The sequence below is a fragment of the Streptomyces sp. MMCC 100 genome, assembly GCF_041538145.2.
Lineage (GTDB): Bacteria > Actinomycetota > Actinomycetes > Streptomycetales > Streptomycetaceae > Streptomyces.
Genome location: NZ_JBGORK020000001.1, coordinates 1002332 through 1024118 on the forward strand (window position 1 = coordinate 1002332; position 21787 = coordinate 1024118).

Genomic DNA, 21787 nt, shown 5'->3' on the forward strand with positions numbered 1-21787 from the left:
GGCCGCGGGCCCACGCGAAGAGGCTCGCCGGAGCGCTGCGGCGCCCGGCGAGCCTCTTCCGTTTCCCCGGCGGCGGTCAGCCCTTCTCGGCGACGGCGACGGCCTTCCGCGCGGTGATCCGCTGCTTGACGAAGGCGACGACGAGAACCAGCGCGGCGACGAGCAGCGACAGCAGGACGGTGCTGCGCCCGTCGTGCTCGGTGTCGGTCAGCATGTAGCCGAGCACGAAGACGATGACCGCGGCGGCCGCCCAGGTCAGGTACGGGTACAGCCACATCCGCACGACCAGCTTCTCCGGCGCCTCGGCCTGGATGATCTTCCGCAGGCGCAGCTGCGAGAAGCAGATGGCCAGCCAGACGAAGAGGGCCACCGCGCCCGAGGAGTTGAGCAGGAAGAGGAAGACCGTGTCGGGGAACTTGTAGTTGAAGAAGACCGCGACGAAGCCGAAGACGACGGACGACAGGATCGCCGTCTGCGGCACCCCGCGCCGGGTGGTCCGGGCGAACGCCTTCGGCGCGTCCCCGCGCTGCCCGAGCGAGAACGCCATGCGGGAGGCGGTGTAGAGCCCGGAGTTCAGACAGGACAGCACGGACGTCAGCACGATGAAGTTCATGATCCCGCCGGCGTTCGGGATCCCGAGCGAGTCCAGCGCGGCGACGTACGAGCCCTGGTCGACGATCGACTGCGAGTCCCAGGGCAGCAGCGTGACCACGACGAAGATGGACCCGAGGTAGAAGACGGCGATGCGCCAGATGATGCTGTTGGTCGCCTTGGTGACGGCCCGCTGCGGGTCCTCGGACTCACCGGCGGCCAGCGTGGGGATCTCACTGCCCATGAAGGAGAACACGACGAGCAGTACGCCGGTGAGGATGGCCCCGGCGCCGTTCGGCAGGAATCCGCCGTGCTCGGTCAGATTGCCGAGCCCCGCCTGGTCGCTGTCCACGCCGGGCAGCACACCGAAGACGGCCAGTCCGCCGACGACGATGAACGCGGCGATGGCGACGACCTTGATCCCGGCGAACCAGAACTCGAACTCGCCGTATGAGCCGACCGATGCGAGGTTGGTGGCCGTCAGCACGACCATCACGATCAGCGCCCACCCCCACTGCGGCACGGCGGGTATCCACCCCTCCAGGATCTTGGCCCCGGCGGTCGCCTCCACGGCCAGCACCACGACCCAGAAGAACCAGTAGAGCCAGCCGATGGAGAACCCGGCCCAGGGGCCGAGCGCCCGGTCGGCGTGGGCGGAGAAGGAACCCGAGGTCGGGTTGGCGGCCGACATCTCCCCGAGCATCCGCATCACCAGCACCACGAGCGTGCCGACGAGGGCGTACGAGAGAAGGATGCCGGGTCCCGCGGTGGCGATCCCGGAACTGGAGCCCACGAACAGCCCGGCCCCGATGACGCCGCCGATGGCGATCATCGAGAGGTGGCGGTTCTTGAGCCCGGCCTGAAGCCCGCCTCCGGGCTGTGAGGGGCCCGCGGGCCCCTCCTCGGGCTTGGTCATGGTCGGCTGCGAAGTCATGGGGGAGGGTTTCCTTTGCGCCGGTCGAGCACTTTCCCGTACGAGCGGTGTACGAGCCGGACCAGTGAAACGGAGGCGAACGAATTCAGGAACCTTTGAATCCGGATCGTTACTTGAGCTTTCCCTGAGGTTCCCAAGTTTTACGGGTTCTTTCCCCAGCTGCGACCCGCAGCGTCCGCCTTCCGGCCCCCGTGGCACACTCGACGCATGCGCGTGTATCTCGGCTCGGACCATGCGGGCTTCGAACTCAAGAACCACCTCGTCGAGTGGCTCAAGGCGGCGGGACACGAGCCCGTCGACTGCGGCCCGCACATCTACGACGCCCAGGACGACTACCCGCCCTTCTGCCTGCGCGCCGCCGAGCGCACGGCCGCGGACCAGGGCGCCCTCGGCATCGTGATCGGCGGCTCCGGCAACGGCGAGCAGATCGCGGCGAACAAGGTGAAGGGCGTGCGCGCGGCGCTGGCCTGGAGCGAGGAGACGGCGTCGCTGGGCCGCCAGCACAACGACGCCAACGTCGTCGCGGTCGGCGCCCGCATGCACACGCAGGACGAGGCGACGAAGTTCGTCGAGACCTTCCTCGCCACCCCGTTCTCCGGCGACGAGCGTCACATCCGCCGCATCGACATGCTCACGTCCTACGAGACCACGGGCGACCTCCCCCCGGTCCCGGCCCACCACCCGCAGCAGTAGAAACCCCGGTACGCACTGCCGCCTCCGGCGCGCGAGCATCGGAGGCGGAGCCCTCGTGGGACGGGCCGAGCCGCTCGACCGACCGAGTCGGCCGGGCATGCGGGCAGAAGACCGCGAAAGGACACCTCACGTGCCAGAGGGGCACACGATCCACAGGCTGGCCCAGGACTGCACCGCCGCCTTCGCCCGGACGGCAGTCCGCGTCACCAGCCCCCAGGGCAAGTTCGCCGACTCCGCCGCCCTCCTCGACGGCACCGTCCTGAGAACCGCCGACGCCCACGGCAAGCACCTCTTCCTCGGCTTCGGCGCAGCCGGGAACGCAGCGGAGAACGCAGCCGAGGACCCGGCCGACAACCCCGCCGAGGTCCCCGCCGAGGTCCCCGCCTGGGTCCACATCCACCTCGGCCTCTTCGGCAAGGTCACCTCCGGCCCGGCCCCCGCGCCCCCGCCCACGGACACCGTCCGCCTCCGCCTGGTGAACGACACGGCCTACGTCGACCTCCGCGGCCCCACCACCTGCGCCCTGATCACGGACCCGGAGAAGCAGGCGATACACGACCGCCTCGGCCCCGATCCCCTGCGCCCGGACGCCGACCCCGCGGCCGCCCGCCGCCGGATCTCCCGCAGCCGCACCACCATCGCCGCCCTGCTCATGGACCAGAAGATCATCGCCGGCGTCGGCAACGTCTACCGCGCCGAAGTCCTCTTCCGCCACGGCATCGACCCGTACCGCCCCGGCAAGGACATCACCCCCGCCGAGTGGGACGCGATCTGGCAGGACCTCACCGGCCTCATGCGCGAGGGCGTACGGAACAACCGCATCGACACCGTCCGCCCCGAGCACACCCCCGAGGCCATGGGCCGCCCGCCCCGCGTCGACGACCACGGCGGCGAGGTCTACGTCTACCGCCGGGCGAACCAGCCCTGCCACCTCTGCGGCAGCCCGGTCCGCACCGCCGACCTCGCCGCCCGCAACCTCTTCTGGTGCCCCACCTGCCAGAAACGGTAGGAGCCCGCGCTCAGAACCCGTGCGGCAACCACGGCGCCACGTCCGACCCGAACCCCACCGACGCCTCCGCCAGCGCCCCGGCCCGCGCCTCCCGCACCCGCCCGGCCGCACCGAGCGATCCGAGACGCACACCCCCGAGGTACGCCGCCCCCAACTCCCGTACGGACAGGACGAGATCAGCCGCGTCCGTCGTACGCTCGCACGACGCCCCCTTCGCGTCGCCGCTCAGCCGCCAACGCCCCGCGTTCCAGGGGCAGAAGGCGTCCTCGACCTCGAACACCACGTCCACCGGCGCCTGGTAGGTCCGCGCCGCGAGCGCCGCCCCCACGTCCACCAGCCGTACGTACAGCGCGTCCCGCAGCGCCGGCCGGCACCGCCGGACGTCCGACACCTGGTGCTGCCACGCCTCGTCGACCGGCCGCCCCCGCACCGTCAGCGTGGAGGTCAGGTCGATGTCGTACAGGAAGCGCCACAACGCCGCCTCGGTCGCCGGGTCCAGGCCGGCCAGGGCGTCCAGGACCACCGTGCCCCTGGGCCCCTCCGGCCCCCAGCCCGGCCGCACCCGGAACCGCGCGAACCCGGTGACCTCGCCGCCCCGCCGGGCGAGCACGCACTGCAGGGGCGAGGCACCGTCCCGCCCGCTCTCCGGGTCCAGCACTCCCAGCCGCTCCCAGCCGGGCCGCCGGGCCAGCATCCCGGGCCGCGCCGGCACCAGCCGCGCGTACACCGCCTCGCACGCGTCGACCACGTCGGCGGGCGCCGCGTACCGCAGCCGTACGTCATCCGTGCCGGGCGGCACCGACAGCCGGACCCGGCTCGTGTCGATCTCAGCGCCGAGCTCGAAGGTCGCGGCGCCGTAGCCGAACCGGCCGTAGATCGCCGGCTCGGAGGCCGTCAGCACGGCCAGCGGCTCGCCCCAGGACCGTACGTCGTCCAGCTGCCGCCGCATCATCGACGTCAGCACACCCCGGCGCCGGTGCGTGGCGGCGACGCTCACCATCGTCACGCCCGCGGTGGGCACCTGCGCGCCGCCCGGCACGGTCATCCGGAAGGCGAACGCCCCCGCCGTCCCGACGCACTCCTCGCCCGGCCCGTCGCCCTCCCACACGCCGATCGACCGGTCGACCTGCGTCAGCTCCCGGAACAGCTCCAGCTCCTCGGCCGGCCCCGCGATCCCGCCGAAGGCACGGATCAGCGTCCCGTACCACGTGTCCCACTCCTCGCGCCGCAGCGCCCGTGGCTCCGCGGCCACCGTCGTCGTCACACCGTCACCGCCGTCATCACCCGTCGACCGTCCCATGCAGCATGCGTATCAGGACCGCACGAGACGGGCGAGGCAATTTCCGCGGGGTTGCGGCGCGGAAGCCGTTCGTGAAGTTCACTGTGAAGTCCGGCCCCGGACGGGGGACAAGTGGGACCTCCCGTGCCAAGCGGCCGGTCCGATGGATAGGGTCCCGAACTAATGGCAGCAGGACGACAGCGGCGCGCGGAGGCCGAGACGTTCACGGCCCGGTGGAAGAAGCAGTGGCACCGGGCCCGCGTCGGCGTGCGCCGAGCCGCCGTCGACTACTTCCGCGGCGACGGCTCGGACTGGATCGCGCTCGCCGGACTGCTGCTCACGATCCCCGTCATCGCGGCCACCACGATGGCCAACTCCGTGTGGTGCTCGCCCTCCGCGCTGGTCATCCCGATCGTCGCGGGCGGCCTCCTGCTGCGCCCGGCGAGCCTGCTCGGCCTGTACGCGGCGGCGGCCACCGCACTGATCGTGGAGTCGGTGCAGCTTGGCCCGTACACCGAGGGACCCTCCCGCGTCACCCCGGGCGCGGTCCTGGTGGTCGCGGCCTGCGGCTTCTTCGGGCTCCTCGTCGCCCAGTTCCGCAGCCGGGTCGGCGTGCCCTGGCGGCGCGGCGGCACCATGCTCTTCGACCTGCGTGAACGCATCCGCGTCCAGAGCAAGCTGCCGCAGCTGCCCAAGGGCTGGCACCGGGAGATGGCGCTGCGCCCGGCCGGCGGCCAGTCCTTCTCCGGCGACTTCGTCGTCGCGGCCCGCACGAACGGCGGCCGGACACTGGAGGTCGTCCTCACCGACGTCTCCGGCAAGGGCATGGACGCGGCCTCGCGCGCCCTGCTGCTGTCGGGCGCCTTCGGCGGTCTGCTGGGCAGCCTGCCCCCGCACGCCTTCCTGCCGGCCGCCAACGGCTACCTCCTCCGCCAGGACTGGGACGAGGGCTTCGCCACCTCCATCCACCTCGTCCTCGACCTCGACTCCGGCGACTACGAGCTGTACTCCGCCGGACATCCGCCGGGCCTCCAGCTCAGCGCGGGCACCGGCCGCTGGGAGGAGAAGTCGGCCGAGGGACCGCTGCTCGGCGTGTACGACGGTGCGCAGTTCGACCAGGTGAAGGGCACACTGCGGCCCGGAGACGTGCTGATGCTGTTCACGGACGGCCTGGTGGAGACCTCCGACCGGGACATCGCCGAGGGCATCGACCGCCTCACCGGCGAGGCCGACCGCTATGTCGCGGGCGGCTTCCACGGCGCGGCCTGGCACCTGATCGAGGCGGTGGCCAAGGACGTCAACGACGACCGGGCGCTGCTGCTGATCTGCCGGGAGGGGCCGACGGCCCAGTCCGCGGCGCCCGCCGACTGAGGACCCGCGCACACACCGACATACTGGACCGATGCCCCAGGACTCCGGTTCACCCGCCCCGCTCCTCTCCCTGGCCGAGGTCGAGGCCACCGCCCGCGCCGCCCACGCCGGACAGACCGACAAGGCGGGCCGGCCGTACGCCGAACACCTGCGGGCCGTCGCCGAGGGCGTACGGCAACGCGGCGGCGACGACGAGCAGATCGCGGCCGCCTGGCTGCACGACGCCGTCGAGGACGACGCGCTGACCGAGCGATGGCTGGACGAGGCACCGCTGAGCCGCCGTACCAAGGACATCGTCCTGGCCCTCACCAAGCGGGCGGGGGAGCCGCCCGAGGCGTACGCCGCGCGGATCCTCGCCACCCCGGGCGCGCCGCTGGTCAAGGAGGCGGACCTGGCGCACAACGCCGACCCCGCGCGGCTCGCCGTCCTCGACGAGGCCACCCGCACACGACTGACCGAGAAGTACACGCGGATGCGCGCACTCCTCGGTCACGTGGACCAGGGGTGAACGACCGGCCCTAGACGGAGACCTTCTCGCCGCTGCCGTTCGGTGCGGCCGGCGCGGTGGACGTCTCGTGTGCCCCGCTCCCGGCCTTGTCCCGCTTCTCACGGCCCCGGGCGGCGTCGCCGGGATCCCGCTCGAAGGCCCAGTCCATCCTCGGCTCGACCACGTACCGCATGACCCGCTGGACGGGCTTGGTGCACAGCAGGGTGATGACGGTGGCGCCGAGGACGGTGAGACCGATCTCGCCGAGCGGCTGGTCCAGGACGGACTGCTGGAACCAGCCGGTGTAGCTGCCCTCCTTCACCAGGAAGCCGTGCAGCAGGTAGCCGTAGATCGTGCCGGCGCCCAGTGCCGTGAACCACATGCGCCGGCCGGGCACCCAGGCGAAGAAGCACGCGGTCAGCACCACGGAGCAGCCGAAGAGCGCGAGCGTCAGGACCGGCCCGGACCACCAGGAGCCGCCCGTGTCCTGCACGGCGGCGTTGCGGTAGAACCAGCCGGTCTCCATGCGCGGCACCGACCACCAGCCGATCACCAGCGCCGCCGCGACCACCGGCACGGACCAGATCCGCACCGAGCGGCGCCGCACCAGCTGGAAGTGCTCGGGGCGCAGCACCAGACCCAGCACGAAGCACGGCAGGAACTGCAGTACGCGCTGCATGTTCAGGTCGTTGTCGACGGTGGGCGTCACGGAGGCCAGCGCGGCGATGCCCAGGGCGATCGGGAGCGGCCAACGGACCGTCTGCCAGATGGGGGTGGTCAGCCGCCAGACGAACAGCGCGCACAGGAACCACAGAAGGTAGGTGGGGTCCAGCAGGCTGAAGTCGCTCTGCGGGTCCTCGCTGACGCGGCGGTGCAGGGTGTAGGCGACCTCGAAGACCAGGTAGGGGACGGCGACACCGGTGATCAGCCGTTTGACGCGCTTGGGGCTCAGGTCGAAACTGCGCGAGAAGTAGCCGGAGATGACGATGAACGCCGGCATGTGGAACGTGTACAGGACCCGGTAGAGGGTCTCCACGGTCCGGTTCCCGTCCAGGATCTGTCCCCAGGCGTGGCCCACACCGACCAGCACGATCGCCAGGTACTTGGCGTTGTCGAAGAACGCGTCGCGCTGCCGGCTCGGCTGGGCCCGCGGGGTCTGCCGGGCCTGCTGTGTCTGCTGGTCCGATGAAGACGGCGAATTCCGGTCGCCGTGAGGTCGCAGCGAGCTAGTCATGCCACCCCCCGCCGAAAACTCGGCGAGTAGTCACAGGACCTCGCTGCTCTGGTGGGGGACGAGGCAGCGTAGAACATCTGAGGCACCCTAGCGTTCTCCGTGTGATTCCGTAAAACCCTCGACGTCATTCCTGCATTTCGGGTCCTGAGTACGGTGTGAGTACCGTGCGAGTACCCCCGCATTTAGGGAACTCGGCCTCTCCGGGCGCGTGACGGCCCCCACGTCCCCTGGTGCCGCCGCACATCGAAGCACCGCCCGGAGCACCCCACTTGTCATGACACATCACGACTAAAGAGCGCATAAGACCGGCGGGCGACTCCACTGGAATGTCCGTTTCAATGCGCTTACGGGGTCGGCGGGTGACCCTGTGATCTCCCTGTGATGACCCTGTCGACACACTCGCCGACGTACTCGCCGACGTACTCGCCGAAGTCGCTGCCGATGTGTCCGCCGCGACAATTCGAAATATCTGCGAACGCGTTGTGTGGGCATTGAAACGAAGCGACTGTAATTCCCCGTACGGACGACCTGTCGAAATTGCGTACGAGGGGTGGAGGTCGGGTGCGCCCGCGTGCGCGGGGAGTGTGGCGGTGGCGGAACCGGCCGGACGATGTGTCACCTGCCGCATGACGGGGCCCGGTTGGTGGCACGATGGTTCTGGCGGGGGTGTGCGGTGCCGCACCTCCGGGCCGGGAGAGCGGACCGACCGAGGGTGTGATCAGTTGTGGCCATTTCGCTGTCAGTGGTGCTGCTGTTGGCGATCATCCTGGTGGTGCTGCTGCGGGGAGGCTCCATCAAGGCGGGGCCGGCGATCGTCGCGGTCCTCTTCGGCTTCTTCCTTGCCTCGACCGGCATGGCCGACGACATCCAGCGCTTCCTGGACTCGATAGCCGACATGGTCAACTCGATCCAGTTCTAGACCCCGGACCTCACAAAGGCCTCCGGCCCGATCCCTGGGGGACCGGGCCGGAGGCCTCTCGGAGCGGGCGACGGGAATCGAACCCGCGTAGCCAGTTTGGAAGACTGGGGCTCTACCATTGAGCTACGCCCGCACAGCACGCGCCGCAGGTCGGTGACCGCGGCACTGCAGGCATCGTAGCGGGTCGCCGCCCCTCACCGCACACCCCTTCCGGTCCGTGCCGGACCTTCACGGACGCTCGGGAAACTCTGCGGTCCCCGGTGCCTGGCGGCATGTACCCTACGTCTCGCACCAGACGGGGTGTGGCGCAGCTTGGTAGCGCGTCCGCTTTGGGAGCGGAAGGCCGTGGGTTCAAATCCCGCCACCCCGACCAGCATCCGTCGATCCATCCGTCGATCCAACGGCCGATCGTCCCGGCCTCCTCGACGAGTACGAGTGATCGCCTTTTGGGCCGTGTAGTCGCTGCCGTTACTATGCAAGCTGCACGCCCGTGTGTCTCAGCGTATGAAGTCTCCGGGCGGCGAAATTTGCCGGGCATCCTCTCTGGATCCGGCAGAACCCAAGAAGTCAGCCACCAAGGAGACCGAACCGTGAAGAGCGCCGTGGAGACCCTGAACCCGACCCGGGTTCGGCTCACTGTCGAGGTGCCCTTCGAGGAGCTCAAGGACAGCCTCGACGCGGCGTACAAGAAGATCAACCAGCAGGTCACGGTGAAGGGCTTCCGCAAGGGCAAGATCCCGGCCCGGGTCATCGACCAGCGGTTCGGCCGCGGTGCGGTTCTGGAGGAGGCGGTCAACGACGCGCTTCCCAAGTTCTACACCGACGCGGTCAACGAGGCCGAGCTGAACCCGCTCGGCCAGCCCGAGGTCGACATCACGGAGCTGAAGGACGGCGAGACGCTGAACTTCACCGCCGAGGTCGACATCCGCCCCTCCATCGAGATCCCGGACTACTCCGGCATCGAGGTCGAGGTCGACGCCGTCGAGGTCAGCGACGAGGACGTCGAGAAGTCGGTGGAGCAGCTGCGCGAGCGCTTCGCCTCGACCTCCCCGGTCGAGCGCGCCGCCGCCGAGGGCGACGTGATCACCATCGACCTGCAGGCCAAGGTCGACGGCGAGGTCCTCGAGGACGGCGTGGCCGACGGTGTGTCCTACACCATCGGCTCCGGCGAGCTGCTGGACGGCATCGACGACGCCGTGAAGGGCCTGGAGGCCGGTGGCGAGGCCACCTTCACCTCCGAGCTCAAGGGCGGCTCGGCGGCCGGCAAGGAGGCCGAGGTCACCGTCAAGGTCACCCAGGTCGCCGCGCGTGAGCTGCCCGAGCTGGACGACGACTTCGCGCAGCTCGCGTCGGAGTTCGACACGCTGGAGGAGCTGCAGGCCGACAGCCGCAAGCGCCTGGCCAACATGAAGCAGTACGACCAGGCCACGCAGGCCCAGGAGCGCGTCCTGGACAAGCTGCTCGAGCTGGTCGAGGTCCCGGTCCCCGAGAAGCTCCTCGAGGACGAGATCAACACCCGTAAGCACAACCTCGAGCACCACCAGCTCGGCCAGATGGGCCTCGACCTCGAGAAGTACCTCGAGCTCCAGGGCAAGACCGCCGAGGAGTTCGAGACCGAGACCCGCGAGGCCGCGGTCAAGGGCATCAAGACCCAGTTCGTCCTCGACGAGCTGGTCAAGCAGGAGAAGCTCAACGTCAGCCAGGAAGAGCTGACCGAGCACCTCATGCGCCGCGCCGCCTCCTCCGGCATGTCCCCCGACCAGTTCGCCCAGGCCGTCGTCGAGCAGGGCCAGGTCCCGCTCCTCGTCGGCGAGGTCGCCCGCGGCAAGGCCCTGGCCGCCGTGGTCGAGAAGGCCACGGTCAAGGACACCAACGGCGAGGTCGTCGACCTGGACGACGAGGAGGACGAGGAGACGGAGGCCGCCGAGGCCGCCGCCGAGTCCGCCGAGTCCGACGCCGAGAAGGCCGACGACAAGGCCGAGGAGAAGACCGAGGGCTGATCCCCTCGCGTCTCCCCAGACGGACGCAGAACGGGCCCCGGACATCAGCGCCGGGGCCCTTTCGTCATACGGCCGGGTGCCCCCGCCAGGGGCTCGGGGCTGTGTCGATGTGCGGCTCCGCCGCGTGGGCGCGAGCAACCACAATGGACCCGCACCCGGCGACGAGCTCGCACCCCAACGGCGGTATGCCGCATCCGCATCCGCACCCCGCGGAGCGCTACGCCCCCGGCGAACACCCGCAGAACCGGGATGGCACCGCACGGTCACCGCGTTAGGGTCCATGAATACGAGGGCAGGGGAGTCCCCGAAAGCGGCTCCAGCCCCGCAGGGAAACGTGAGACGGCCCGGCGCCGTCGTAAGACGAGCAGGTGGATACGTGACGAATCTGATGCCCTCAGCCGCCGGCGAGCCCTCCATCGGTGGCGGCCTCGGCGACCAGGTCTACAACCGACTGCTCGGCGAGCGGATCATCTTCCTCGGCCAGCCGGTCGACGACGACATCGCCAACAAGATCACCGCACAGCTGCTGCTCCTTGCCGCCGACCCGGACAAGGACATCTTCCTGTACATCAACAGCCCGGGCGGTTCGATCACGGCCGGTATGGCGATCTACGACACCATGCAGTTCATCAAGAACGACGTGGTGACGATCGCGATGGGTCTCGCCGCCTCCATGGGACAGTTCCTGCTCAGCGCGGGCACCCCCGGCAAGCGCTTCGCGCTGCCGAACGCCGAGATCCTCATCCACCAGCCCTCCGCCGGCCTCGCCGGTTCGGCCTCGGACATCAAGATCCACGCCGAGCGGCTGCTGCACACCAAGAAGCGCATGGCCGAGCTCACCTCTCAGCACACCGGCCAGACGGTCGAGCAGATCACCCGCGACTCGGACCGCGACCGCTGGTTCGACGCGTTCGAGGCCAAGGAGTACGGCCTCATCGACGACGTCATCCCCACGGCCGCCGGCATGCCGGGCGGTGGCGGCACGGGCGCCTGAGCCATCCCCCGCCCCGAGCCGACCGCCTCAGCCTCTTTACAGGAGACACTGTGAACGACTTCCCCGGCAGCCGCCTGTACGACCGCCCGCAGGCCACGCAGGACATGCGCGCCGCCGCCTCCCAGGGCCGCTACACCGGCCCGCAGGCCGAGTCCCGCTACGTCATCCCGCGCTTCGTCGAGCGCACCTCGCAGGGCGTGCGCGAGTACGACCCGTACGCGAAGCTCTTCGAGGAGCGCGTGATCTTCCTCGGCGTCCAGATCGACGACGCCTCCGCCAACGACGTCATGGCGCAGCTGCTGTGCCTGGAGTCGATGGACCCCGACCGGGACATCTCGATCTACATCAACAGCCCCGGCGGCTCCTTCACCGCGCTCACGGCCATCTACGACACGATGCAGTACGTGAAGCCGGACATCCAGACGGTGTGCATGGGCCAGGCCGCCTCCGCCGCCGCCGTCCTGCTGGCCGCCGGTACGCCGGGCAAGCGCATGGCGCTGCCGAACGCCCGCGTCCTGATCCACCAGCCGTACAGCGAGACCGGCCGCGGCCAGGTCTCCGACCTGGAGATCGCCGCCAACGAGATCCTCCGGATGCGCTCGCAGCTGGAGGAGATGCTGGCCAAGCACTCCACCACGCCGGTCGAGAAGATCCGCGAGGACATCGAGCGCGACAAGATCCTCACGGCCGAGGACTCGCTGAGCTACGGCCTGATCGACCAGATCATCACCACCCGGAAGATGGACAACTCCTCTCTCCGCTAGGCGGGAGGCTGTATCGTCTGCCGCTCCTTGGCACGGTTTGACGCGGTTCACGTCAAAGGGAACCGTGCCAAGGGGGGCCCGGACGAGGGGCCCGGCAAGGTACCGTCGGACATAAGGCAGCACCAGGAGTCCGCCCGCCGTCGACGTGACGTCGACGTACGGGAGTCTCCCAGGCGAAGGGGAAGCACACCGTGGCACGCATCGGTGACGGCGGCGATCTGCTCAAGTGCTCGTTCTGCGGCAAGAGCCAGAAGCAGGTCAAGAAGCTCATCGCAGGGCCCGGTGTGTACATCTGCGACGAGTGCATCGACCTCTGCAACGAGATCATCGAGGAGGAGCTGGCCGAGACCAGCGAGGTGCGCTGGGAGGAGCTCCCGAAGCCCCGCGAGATCTACGAGTTCCTCGAGAGCTACGTGGTCGGCCAGGAAGCGGCCAAGAAGGCCCTCTCCGTCGCGGTGTACAACCACTACAAGCGGGTCCAGGCCGGCGAGAACGGCGGCGCCCAAGGCCGCGAGGACGCCATCGAGTTGGCGAAGTCCAACATCCTCCTGCTGGGCCCCACCGGCTCCGGCAAGACCCTCCTCGCCCAGACCCTCGCCCGCATGCTGAACGTCCCGTTCGCGATCGCCGACGCCACGGCGCTCACCGAGGCGGGGTACGTCGGCGAGGACGTCGAGAACATCCTGCTGAAGCTGATCCAGGCCGCTGACTACGACGTCAAGAAGGCCGAGACCGGGATCATCTACATCGACGAGATCGACAAGGTCGCGCGGAAGAGCGAGAACCCCTCCATCACGCGCGACGTCTCGGGCGAGGGCGTCCAGCAGGCCCTGCTGAAGATCCTGGAGGGCACCACGGCCTCGGTCCCGCCCCAGGGCGGGCGCAAACACCCGCACCAGGAGTTCATCCAGATCGACACGACGAACGTCCTGTTCATCGTGGGCGGTGCCTTCGCGGGCCTGGAGAAGATCATCGAGGGCCGGGCCGGCGCCAAGGGCATCGGATTCGGCGCGCAGATCCGCTCCAAGCGGGAGATCGAGTCCAAGGACCAGTTCGAGCAGGTCATGCCGGAGGACCTGGTCAAGTTCGGCATGATCCCCGAGTTCATCGGCCGGCTCCCGGTCATCACCTCGGTGCACAACCTCGACCGCGAGGCGCTCCTCCAGATCCTGGTCGAGCCGCGCAACGCCCTCGTCAAGCAGTACGAGCGCCTCTTCGAACTCGACGGCGTCGAGCTGGACTTCGAGCGCGAAGCGCTGGAGGCCATCGCCGACCAGGCCATCCTCCGCCAGACCGGCGCCCGCGGCCTGCGCGCCATCATGGAGGAAGTCCTCCAGGGCGTGATGTACGAGGTCCCGTCCCGCAAGGACGTCGCCCGCGTCGTCATCACGGCGGACGTGGTCCTCTCCAACGTCAACCCGACGCTGATCCCCCGGGATTCGCGCGGCCGCGGCTCCGGCGAGCAGAAGACGGCGTAGCCGGTCACGCACCACGTACACGGGAGGGGCCCGGTCGAGTCGACCGGGCCCCTCCCGCGTTGTCGATTGCCTCGTCAGGCCTTGACGCGGATCTCCTTGCGGAGCTTGGTGGTGATGTCGACGGCGACGTCCTTCGTCACGCCCTTGGTGGCGTCACCGGGGGAGACCAGGGCGATGGTGCTGTAGTCCGCCCAAGCGCAGATCCAGTCCGTCTTCTCCTTTTTGGTGACCGGGTTCGTGCCCTCGACGGCCTGGCACTTCATGGCCGCGCCGTCCATGTCGACCGACTCCGGCTCACCGACCACCTTGCCGGAACCGCCGGTCTCGGACGAGGAGGACGCGTTCTCCTCGGACTCCTTCTTGAACTCGACGAAGAACTTGTCGAGCACGGCCTCCGGGTCGGAGATCTTCCCGTAGGCGCCGAGGAAGGTGATGCCCTTGGCAGCCGCCAGCTCGGTCGGGTCGGGCGCGGTGCTCGGGTCGGAGGGGTCGTAACCGGTCAGGTCGGCCGTGGTGTAGAAGCCGGTCACGCTCGTGCCGTCCTCGACCCCGCTCTTCTCGAGGTCCTTGACCGTGTCCGAGTCGGTCTCGGCGGCCTCGTCGCTGGCGCGCTTGTAGTCGGTGAGCACCGTCGCCGGCGTCGTCAGCTTGTGCGCGCCGTCGTCCTCCAGACCACCGCCCGCGCCACCGCCCCCGCCCAGCACGAAGTACGCGCCCACGCCGATCGCCGCCACGACCGCCACCGCGCCGATGATCAGACCGGTCTTCTTCTTGCCACCGCCCGGCGCCGGGGGCTGCGGCATGCCGTACGGCGGCTGACCGGGAGGCTGCTGGCCGTACGGGGGCTGCTGGCCGTAGGGAGGCTGCTGGCCGTAGGGGGGAGCCTGCGGCGGGACGCTGCCCTGCTGGGGCTGCTGCGGGTAGCCGTAGCCCGGCTGCGGCGGGGGCGTCTGCTGGGGGTAGCCGTAGCCGGGCTGGGGGGCCTGCGGCGGCTGCTGGCCGTACGGTCCCGGCTGGCCGTACGGTCCGGGCTGCTGGGGCTGCCCGCCGTACGGGCCCGGCTGGTTGTGACTCATTCCTGGGTTCCCCCTCAGATGCTTTACGTGGTTCTGACATCCTGACTCAAGCCTGGCGTGCGCAGGTCACCGGGGGCCGCACCGTTACAGAAGAAGCGCGTTTCGGGACACGGCCGTGACGCCCGTAAACTGACCCCCGTGACCGAGAACTCTCAGCAGCCGCAGCCCGCACCCAGCACCGAACTGCCGACCCAGTACACGCCGGCCGAGGTAGAGGGGAAGCTGTACGAGCGCTGGGTAGAACGGGGTTACTTCGAGGCGGACGCGGACAGCGACAAGCCGCCGTACACCGTCGTCATTCCGCCGCCGAACGTCACGGGCAGCCTGCACCTCGGGCACGCCTTCGAGCACACGCTCATCGACGCCCTGACCCGCCGCAAGCGCATGCAGGGCTACGAGACGCTGTGGCAGCCCGGCATGGACCACGCCGGCATCGCCACGCAGAACGTCGTCGAGCGCGAGCTGGGCAAGGAGGGCAAGTCCCGGCACGACCTCGGCCGGGAGGCCTTCGTCGAGCGCGTCTGGCAGTGGAAGAGCGAGTCCGGTGGGCAGATTTCCGGCCAGATGCGCCGCCTCGGCGACGCCGTCGCCTGGTCCCGTGAGCGGTTCACGATGGACGAGGGCCTGTCCCAGGCCGTCCAGACCATCTTCAAGCGGCTCTACGACGACGAGCTGATCTACCGCGCCGAGCGCATCATCAACTGGTGCCCGCGCTGCCTGACCGCGATCTCCGACATCGAGGTCGAGTACCAGGACGACGACGGCGAGCTGGTCTCCATGAAGTACGGGGACGGGGACGAGACCATCGTCGTCGCCACCACCCGTGCCGAGACGATGCTCGGTGACACGGCGGTCGCCGTCCACCCCGAGGACGAGCGGTACAAGCACCTGGTCGGCAAGCTCATCAAGCTGCCGCTGACCGACCGCTCCATCCCGGTCGTCGCCGACGAGCACGTCGACCCCGAGTTCGGCACCGGCGCCGTCAAGGTGACGCCGGCCCACGACCCGAACGACTTCGAGATCGGCCAGCGGCACGGTCTGCCCTCCATCGCCGTGATGGACGAGCACGCCGTCATCACCGCCCACGGTCCCTTCCAGGGCCTGGACCGGCTCGAGGCCCGCTCCGCCATCGTCGCCGCGCTGCGCGCCGAGGGCCGGATCGTCGCCGAGAAGCGGCCCTACGTCCACTCCGTCGGCCACTGCTCGCGCTGCAAGACCACCATCGAGCCGCGCCTGTCCATGCAGTGGTGGGTCAAGGTCGGCCCGCTGGCGAAGGCCGCCGGTGACGCCGTCCGCGACGGCAAGGTCAAGATCCACCCGCAGGAGATGGAGAAGCGGTACTTCGACTGGGTCGACAACCTCCACGACTGGTGCATCTCGCGCCAGCTGTGGTGGGGCCACCGCATCCCCGTCTGGTACGGCCCCGAGGGCGAGGTCGTCTGCGTCGGCCCCGACGAGGAGCCGCCGAGCGGCGAGGGCTGGCGGCAGGACCCCGACGTCCTGGACACCTGGTTCTCCTCCGGCCTGTGGCCCTTCTCCACGCTCGGCTGGCCCGAGCAGACCGAGTCGCTCGCGAAGTTCTACCCGAACTCGGTCCTGGTCACCGGCTACGACATCCTCTTCTTCTGGGTCGCCCGGATGATGATGTTCGGCCTCTACGCGATGGACGGCACCCCGCCGTTCCACACCATCGCCCTGCACGGCATGGTCCGTGACCAGAACGGCAAGAAGATGTCCAAGTCCTTCGGGAACGTGGTCAACCCGCTGGACTGGATGGACAAGTACGGCTCCGACGCCCTGCGCTTCACCCTCGCGCGCGGCGCCAACCCGGGCGTCGACGTCCCGATCGGCGAGGACTGGGTCCAGGGCTCCCGGAACTTCGCCAACAAGATCTGGAACGCCACCCGCTTCGCGCTGATGAACGGCGCGACGGTCGAGGGCCCGCTGCCGGACGCGTCGAAGATGTCGTCGACCGACCGCTGGATCCTCTCCCGGCTCAACTCGGTCGTCGCCGAGGTCGACGCGTACTACGAGGACTACCAGTTCGCGAAGCTCTCGGACGCGCTGTTCCACTTCGCCTGGGACGAGGTCTTCGACTGGTACGTCGAGCTGTCCAAGACCACCTTCCAGGCGGGCGGCGAGGCCGCCGAGGTCTCCAAGCGTGTCCTCGGCGAGGTCCTGGACGTGACGCTGCGTCTCCTCCACCCGGTCGTCCCCTTCGTCACCGAGACGCTGTGGACGACGCTCACGGGCGGCGAGTCGGTCGTCATCGCCGAGTGGCCGTCCGACTCGGGCTTCCGGGACGCCGACGCCGAGCGGGAGATCGAGACCGTCCAGTCGGTGATCACCGAGGTCCGGCGCTTCCGTGCCGACCAGGGGCTGCAGCCCGGCCAGCGGGTGCCGGCCCGGCTGACCCTCGCGGGCAGCGCGCTCGCGGCCCACGAGGCGGCGGTCCGGCAGCTGCTGCGGCTCCAGCCGGAGGGCGAGTCCTTCACGGCGACGGCGACGCTGCCGGTCGCGGGCGTCGAGGTCGCCCTCGACCTCTCCGGGGTCATCGACTTCGCCGCGGAGCGCAAGCGGCTGGCGAAGGACCTCGCCGCGGCGGAGAAGGAGAAGGCCCAGGCGAACGCCAAGCTCGGCAACGAGGCGTTCCTGGCGAAGGCGCCGGATCACGTCGTGGACAAGATCCGGGGCCGCCTGACCAAGGCGGACGAGGACATCGCCCGCATCACCGCCCAGCTGGAGAAGCTGCCGGAGGCGTAGCCGCCGATACCTGAGGAAGGCACCCGGGGCCCTTGCAAGCGCCGGGTGCCTTCGCTTCCCCAGGGGCGCGGGGAACTGCGCGACCAGCCACAACGGCGCCGCACTTGCCCCAAGACCCAAGCCGGCCCCCTCCGCTGGCGCCCCGCAGGGAATCGCGCAGCCCGGCGCTCACGGGGTGCCGCTGCGCCCACCCGTGCCGCCCCAGCGGCACGACTGCCCGCGGCTGCGGCGGCAAGGGGTACGTAGACTGGTCCCCGTGAGCGACAACCCCGGCGAGAACGACCAGCCCGACCCCCTCGACAGCTTCGACGAGATCATCGACGCGGAGACCACCCGCGACCCCGACCTCGCCGTCATCGAGGCCGGCAGCCGCACCCTGCGCACCCAGGGCGGCCCCCCGGAGGCCGACATCCCCGGGCGCCCCGAGGACCCCGAGGTGGACGCGGCCCTGCGCGCCGTCGAGACGGAGCTGGCGACCCGCTGGGGCGAGACCAAGCTGGAGCCGTCCGTCGCCAGGATCGCCGCGCTGATGGACGTACTGGGCGAGCCGCAGCGCTCGTACCCCTCCATCCACATCACCGGGACCAACGGCAAGACCTCCACCGCCCGCATGATCGAGGCGCTGCTCGGTGCCTTCGAACTGCGCACCGGGCGGTACACCTCGCCGCACGTGCAGTCGATCACCGAGCGGATCAGCCTGGACGGGGCGCCGATCTCCGCCGAGCGGTTCGTCGAGACGTACCAGGACGTCAAGCCGTACGTCGAGATGGTCGACGCGCAGCAGGAGTACCGGCTGTCGTTCTTCGAGGTGCTGACCGGCATGGCGTACGCGGCCTTCGCCGACGCGCCCGTGGACGTGGCCGTCGTCGAGGTCGGGATGGGCGGCTCCTGGGACGCCACCAACGTCATCGACGGGGACGTCGCCGTCGTCACCCCCATCGACCTGGACCACACCGACCGGCTCGGCGAGACGCCCGGCGAGATCGCGGTCGAGAAGGCCGGGATCATCAAGCAGGACGCCACCGTGATCCTGGCCCAGCAGCCGGTGGACGCGGCGCAGGTGATGCTCAAGAAGGCCGTGGACGTCAACGCCACCGTGGCCCGCGAGGGGCTGGAGTTCGGCGTCGTCGCCCGCGAGGTCGCCGTCGGCGGGCAGCAGGTGACGCTGCGCGGGCTCGGCGGCGAGTACACCGAGGTCTACCTGCCGCTGCACGGCGCCCACCAGGCGCACAACGCGGCGGTCGCGCTGGCCGCCGTCGAGGCGTTCTTCGGCGTCGGCGCCCAGCGTCCCGAGCCGCTGGACGTCGACACCGTGCGTCAGGCCTTCGCCTCCGTCGCCTCGCCGGGGCGGATGGAGGTGGTGCGGCGCTCGCCGACCGTGGTGCTGGACGCCGCGCACAACCCGGCCGGCGCCCGGGTCACCGCCGAGGCGGTGGGGGAGGCCTTCCAGTTCAGCCGGCTCATCGGCGTGGTCGGCGCCAGCGGCGACAAGAACGTGCGGGGGCTGCTGGAGGCCTTCGAGCCGGTCTTCGCCGAGGTCGTCGTCACCCAGAACTCCAGCCACCGTGCGATGGACGCCGACGAGCTGGCCGCGATCGCCGTCGAGGTGTTCGGCGAGGACCGCGTGCAGGTCGAGCCGCGGCTGCCGGACGCCCTGGAGGCCGCGATCACGCTGGCCGAGGAGGAGGGCGAGTTCGCGGGCGGCGGTGTGCTCGTCACCGGTTCCGTCATCACCGTCGGCGAGGCCCGACTGCTCCTGAGGAGGGGCTGAGAAACCGTGCGTACGCTCTGTGCTTCGACGCTGATCGGCGAGTTCTTCGTGATCGGCTTCGCCGGCCTGGTCGCCATGAAGGACCCGGACCTGTCGATGGGGACGGTGTGGACGGTCAGCGGTGTCGCGATGTTCCTGTGCGTCGCGCTGTGCGGGGTCATCACCCGCCCCGGCGGCGTCGTCCTGGGCTGGGTGCTGCAGGTCGCGCTGATCGCCTCCGGTCTCGTCGTGCCGACCATGTACTTCCTGGGCGCGATCTTCGCCGCCCTGTGGTGGGCCTCCGTGCACTACGGGCGGAAGATCGACGAGGCGAAGGCGAGGTTCGCCGCTCAGGCCGAGGCCTCCGCGCCCGACCCCGCCTGACGGTGCCGGAGCCCGGCGGACGCGGTCGGCGAGACAGCCGGACCCGGTATCCCTGACGCTGCGTGACAAGCGTCGCGACACGCCCGGTAACCTCAGTCATCACCCGCACGACCGCACATCTCGAACATCTCCAAGGGAGCCCTCGTGACCCAGCGCAGCCTCGTCCTCCTCAAGCCCGACGCCGTCCGTCGTGGCCTGACCGGCGAGATCATCAGCCGTATCGAGCGCAAGGCCGGCTGGCAGATCACCGCGCTGGAACTGCGCACCCTGGACAGCGAGACGCTGGAAGCCCACTACGGCGAGCACAAGGGCAAGCCGTTCTACGAGCCCCTGGTCGAGTTCATGGCGTCCGGCCCGGTCGTCGCGATGGTCGTCGAGGGCGAGCGGGTCATCGAGGGCGTGCGCGCGCTGGCCGGTCCGACCGACCCGATCGCCGCCGCGCCCGGCTCCATCCGGGGCGACTTCGGTGTGATCGTCCGCGAGAACCTGATCCACGCCTCCGACTCCGAGGAGTCCGCCGAGCGCGAGCTGAAGATCTTCTTCCCGGGCCGGGTCTGATCCTCCTTCGGGACACGCCGGGAGCGCCTTTTTTCTGACGTCACGTCAGCCGAATGGACCGGGCGAAGCCGGGGCGGTCGCGTAAAAGCGACCGCCCTGTGGCATATGCGCGCCTGTTCGGGGGAACGGATCCCACCGTTGGCCCGTCTCCACAAGCGAGGCGGTGCGCCATCTGCTGACAATGGCGAAGACCCTCGCGCAGTGTTCGCGAAAGCGCGTCTACGATGGAAGCCTCCACGCGTCACTGCACCCACTTCGCCTACCTGAAAAGCCCTCAAAAGCTCCTGGGAAGGCCAGTCGAATCCTGATGGGGAACTCAATGTCGTTCATCGGCCGTGACATGGCTGTCGACCTCGGGACCGCCAACACGCTGGTGTACGTCAGGGGTCGCGGGATCGTACTCAACGAGCCGTCCGTCGTCGCGATCAACACCAACACCGGTGGCATCCTCGCGGTCGGCGCCGAAGCGAAGAAGATGATCGGGCGCACGCCCGGCAACATCGTTGCCGTGCGCCCGCTGAAGGACGGCGTCATCGCCGACTTCGAGATCACCGAGCGGATGCTCCGCTACTTCATCCTGAAGATCCACAAGCGGCGGTATCTGGCTCGTCCGCGGGTCGTCGTCTGTGTGCCCTCGGGCATCACCGGCGTCGAGCGCCGCGCCGTCATCGAGGCGTCGTCCCAGGCCGGCGCCCGACAGGTGCACATCATCGAGGAGCCCATGGCCGCGGCCATCGGCTCCGGCCTGCCGGTCCACGAGGCCACGGGCAACATGGTGGTGGACATCGGCGGCGGCACCACGGAGGTCGCGGTCATCTCGCTCGGCGGCATCGTCACCGCCCAGTCCATCCGCGTCGCGGGTGACGAGCTGGACAACGCGATCATCCAGCACGTGAAGAAGGAGTACAGCCTTCTGCTGGGTGAGCGCACGGCCGAACAGATCAAGATCACGATCGGTTCGGCGTACGACCTCGACTCCGACGAGCACACCGAAATCCGCGGCCGGGACCTCGTCTCCGGGCTGCCCAAGACCGTCGTCATCTCCGCCGCCGAAGTGCGCAAGGCGATCGAGGAGCCGGTCAACGCCATCGTCGACGCCGTCAAGACGACCCTCGACAAATGTCCGCCGGAGCTGTCCGGCGACATCATGGACCGGGGCATCGTCCTGACCGGCGGCGGCGCGCTGCTGCGCGGGCTGGACGAACGGCTGCGCCGGGAGACCGGAATGCCCATCCACATCGCCGAGGACCCGCTCGACAGCGTCGCGCTCGGCAGCGGCAAGTGCGTCGAGGAGTTCGAGGCACTCCAGCAGGTGCTGGACGCCTCGCCCCGCAGATGACGTAACACTTCGGTTCCGCCGTACGAGATGATCTCCTCTCGTGCGGCGGATCGTTGATATAGAGGGTTGCGGTACCGGATGCGCGTGAAGTGCCCGATGCGCCGCACACGCCCGAAGTACCGAATCACCTGAATTCCTGAACACCGCCACGTACATTCCGAGAT

The 21787-nt window shown here is 69.7% G+C and carries 18 protein-coding genes and 2 tRNA genes; 15 read left to right on the plus strand and 5 right to left on the minus strand.

The genetic code is table 11. The features are described 5' to 3' along the window. Positions 1–76 precede the first annotated feature (76 nt). A complete protein-coding gene (locus ABS735_RS04640) occupies positions 77–1525 on the minus strand; it encodes an amino acid permease (protein WP_373900115.1) in 1449 nt (482 codons plus the stop codon). 207 nt (positions 1526–1732) lie between these two features. On the opposite strand from ABS735_RS04640, the gene ABS735_RS04645 reads away from it, so the two are divergent. Further along, positions 1733–2218 carry a ribose-5-phosphate isomerase gene (locus tag ABS735_RS04645; RefSeq protein ID WP_373900116.1) on the plus strand — a complete coding sequence of 162 codons (486 nt, stop codon included), beginning with the start codon at positions 1733–1735 and terminating at the stop codon, positions 2216–2218. A gap of 130 nt (positions 2219–2348) precedes the next feature. Continuing rightward, positions 2349–3227 (plus strand): Fpg/Nei family DNA glycosylase, encoded by an 879-nt coding sequence (locus ABS735_RS04650; RefSeq protein WP_373900117.1) that lies wholly within the window; start codon positions 2349–2351, stop codon positions 3225–3227. Between the two features lie 10 nt (positions 3228–3237). Here the strand turns inward: ABS735_RS04650 and ABS735_RS04655 are convergent, their stop codons facing one another. After that, a complete protein-coding gene (locus ABS735_RS04655; RefSeq protein ID WP_373900118.1) occupies positions 3238–4527 on the minus strand; it encodes a GNAT family N-acetyltransferase in 1290 nt (429 codons plus the stop codon). Positions 4528–4689: 162 nt separating this feature from the next. On the opposite strand from ABS735_RS04655, the gene ABS735_RS04660 reads away from it, so the two are divergent. Together ABS735_RS04660 and ABS735_RS04665 are read left to right on the plus strand one after the other, a co-directional pair. Then, positions 4690–5877 carry a PP2C family protein-serine/threonine phosphatase gene (locus tag ABS735_RS04660; RefSeq protein WP_373900119.1) on the plus strand — a complete coding sequence of 396 codons (1188 nt, stop codon included), beginning with the start codon at positions 4690–4692 and terminating at the stop codon, positions 5875–5877. Between the two features lie 31 nt (positions 5878–5908). After that, positions 5909–6385, plus strand: a complete 477-nt coding sequence (locus ABS735_RS04665) for an HD domain-containing protein (RefSeq protein ID WP_373900120.1) — start codon at positions 5909–5911, stop codon at positions 6383–6385. Between the two features lie 10 nt (positions 6386–6395). Here ABS735_RS04665 and ABS735_RS04670 read toward each other — a convergent pair whose 3' ends face one another. After that, complete coding sequence (locus ABS735_RS04670) at positions 6396–7598, minus strand: acyltransferase family protein (protein ID WP_373900121.1); 1203 nt, start codon at positions 7596–7598, stop codon at positions 6396–6398. A gap of 724 nt (positions 7599–8322) precedes the next feature. Here ABS735_RS04670 and ABS735_RS04675 point away from each other — a divergent pair. Then, positions 8323–8517 carry a hypothetical protein gene (locus tag ABS735_RS04675; RefSeq protein ID WP_007449834.1) on the plus strand — a complete coding sequence of 65 codons (195 nt, stop codon included), beginning with the start codon at positions 8323–8325 and terminating at the stop codon, positions 8515–8517. A 62-nt stretch (positions 8518–8579) separates the two neighbouring features. Here ABS735_RS04675 and ABS735_RS04680 read toward each other — a convergent pair. After that, positions 8580–8650 (minus strand) — tRNA-Gly (locus tag ABS735_RS04680). 163 nt (positions 8651–8813) lie between these two features. Between ABS735_RS04680 and ABS735_RS04685 the strand changes: the two genes are divergently transcribed. From ABS735_RS04685 to clpX, 5 genes are all read left to right on the plus strand, one after another. Continuing rightward, positions 8814–8890 (plus strand) — tRNA-Pro (locus tag ABS735_RS04685). A gap of 217 nt (positions 8891–9107) precedes the next feature. Beyond that, positions 9108–10517 carry a trigger factor gene (tig, locus tag ABS735_RS04690; RefSeq protein WP_373900122.1) on the plus strand — a complete coding sequence of 470 codons (1410 nt, stop codon included), beginning with the start codon at positions 9108–9110 and terminating at the stop codon, positions 10515–10517. A gap of 388 nt (positions 10518–10905) precedes the next feature. Continuing rightward, positions 10906–11511, plus strand: coding sequence for an ATP-dependent Clp protease proteolytic subunit (locus ABS735_RS04695; protein ID WP_051005918.1), 606 nt, complete (start codon positions 10906–10908; stop codon positions 11509–11511). Positions 11512–11561: 50 nt separating this feature from the next. After that, positions 11562–12275: an ATP-dependent Clp protease proteolytic subunit gene (locus ABS735_RS04700; protein WP_373900123.1), complete on the plus strand. Its 714-nt coding sequence runs from the start codon at positions 11562–11564 to the stop codon at positions 12273–12275. Positions 12276–12466: 191 nt separating this feature from the next. Continuing rightward, positions 12467–13753, plus strand: coding sequence for an ATP-dependent Clp protease ATP-binding subunit ClpX (clpX, locus tag ABS735_RS04705; protein ID WP_007449827.1), 1287 nt, complete (start codon positions 12467–12469; stop codon positions 13751–13753). A gap of 74 nt (positions 13754–13827) precedes the next feature. On the opposite strand, the gene ABS735_RS04710 is transcribed toward clpX, so the two are convergent. After that, positions 13828–14829 (minus strand): hypothetical protein, encoded by a 1002-nt coding sequence (locus ABS735_RS04710; protein ID WP_373900124.1) that lies wholly within the window; start codon positions 14827–14829, stop codon positions 13828–13830. A 138-nt stretch (positions 14830–14967) separates the two neighbouring features. On the opposite strand from ABS735_RS04710, the gene ABS735_RS04715 reads away from it, so the two are divergent. The 5 genes from ABS735_RS04715 (at position 14968) to ABS735_RS04735 (ending at position 21623) form a co-directional block, all read left to right on the plus strand. Further along, positions 14968–17592 (plus strand): valine--tRNA ligase, encoded by a 2625-nt coding sequence (locus ABS735_RS04715; RefSeq protein ID WP_373900125.1) that lies wholly within the window; start codon positions 14968–14970, stop codon positions 17590–17592. Positions 17593–17848: 256 nt separating this feature from the next. After that, a complete protein-coding gene (gene folC, locus ABS735_RS04720; RefSeq protein ID WP_373900126.1) occupies positions 17849–19363 on the plus strand; it encodes a bifunctional tetrahydrofolate synthase/dihydrofolate synthase in 1515 nt (504 codons plus the stop codon). Positions 19364–19369: 6 nt separating this feature from the next. After that, a complete protein-coding gene (locus ABS735_RS04725) occupies positions 19370–19726 on the plus strand; it encodes a DUF4233 domain-containing protein (protein WP_373900127.1) in 357 nt (118 codons plus the stop codon). A 144-nt stretch (positions 19727–19870) separates the two neighbouring features. Next, complete coding sequence (gene ndk, locus ABS735_RS04730) at positions 19871–20284, plus strand: nucleoside-diphosphate kinase (protein WP_373900128.1); 414 nt, start codon at positions 19871–19873, stop codon at positions 20282–20284. A gap of 319 nt (positions 20285–20603) precedes the next feature. Further along, positions 20604–21623 carry a rod shape-determining protein gene (locus ABS735_RS04735; RefSeq protein ID WP_007449816.1) on the plus strand — a complete coding sequence of 340 codons (1020 nt, stop codon included), beginning with the start codon at positions 20604–20606 and terminating at the stop codon, positions 21621–21623. Positions 21624–21787: the final 164 nt, after the last annotated feature.

What these genes read in the sequence shown, in the direction of transcription:
- ABS735_RS04640 (WP_373900115.1), bottom strand. Translation starts at nt 1,525, where the DNA reads ATGACTTCGCAGCCGACCATGACCAAGCCCGAGGAGGGGCCCGCGGGC.
- ABS735_RS04645 (WP_373900116.1), top strand. Translation starts at nt 1,733, where the DNA reads ATGCGCGTGTATCTCGGCTCGGACCATGCGGGCTTCGAACTCAAGAAC.
- ABS735_RS04655 (WP_373900118.1), bottom strand. Translation starts at nt 4,527, where the DNA reads ATGGGACGGTCGACGGGTGATGACGGCGGTGACGGTGTGACGACGACG.
- ABS735_RS04660 (WP_373900119.1), top strand. Translation starts at nt 4,690, where the DNA reads ATGGCAGCAGGACGACAGCGGCGCGCGGAGGCCGAGACGTTCACGGCC.
- ABS735_RS04665 (WP_373900120.1), top strand. Translation starts at nt 5,909, where the DNA reads ATGCCCCAGGACTCCGGTTCACCCGCCCCGCTCCTCTCCCTGGCCGAG.
- ABS735_RS04670 (WP_373900121.1), bottom strand. Translation starts at nt 7,598, where the DNA reads ATGACTAGCTCGCTGCGACCTCACGGCGACCGGAATTCGCCGTCTTCA.
- ABS735_RS04695 (WP_051005918.1), top strand. Translation starts at nt 10,906, where the DNA reads ATGCCCTCAGCCGCCGGCGAGCCCTCCATCGGTGGCGGCCTCGGCGAC.
- ABS735_RS04710 (WP_373900124.1), bottom strand. Translation starts at nt 14,829, where the DNA reads ATGAGTCACAACCAGCCGGGCCCGTACGGCGGGCAGCCCCAGCAGCCC.
- ABS735_RS04735 (WP_007449816.1), top strand. Translation starts at nt 20,604, where the DNA reads ATGTCGTTCATCGGCCGTGACATGGCTGTCGACCTCGGGACCGCCAAC.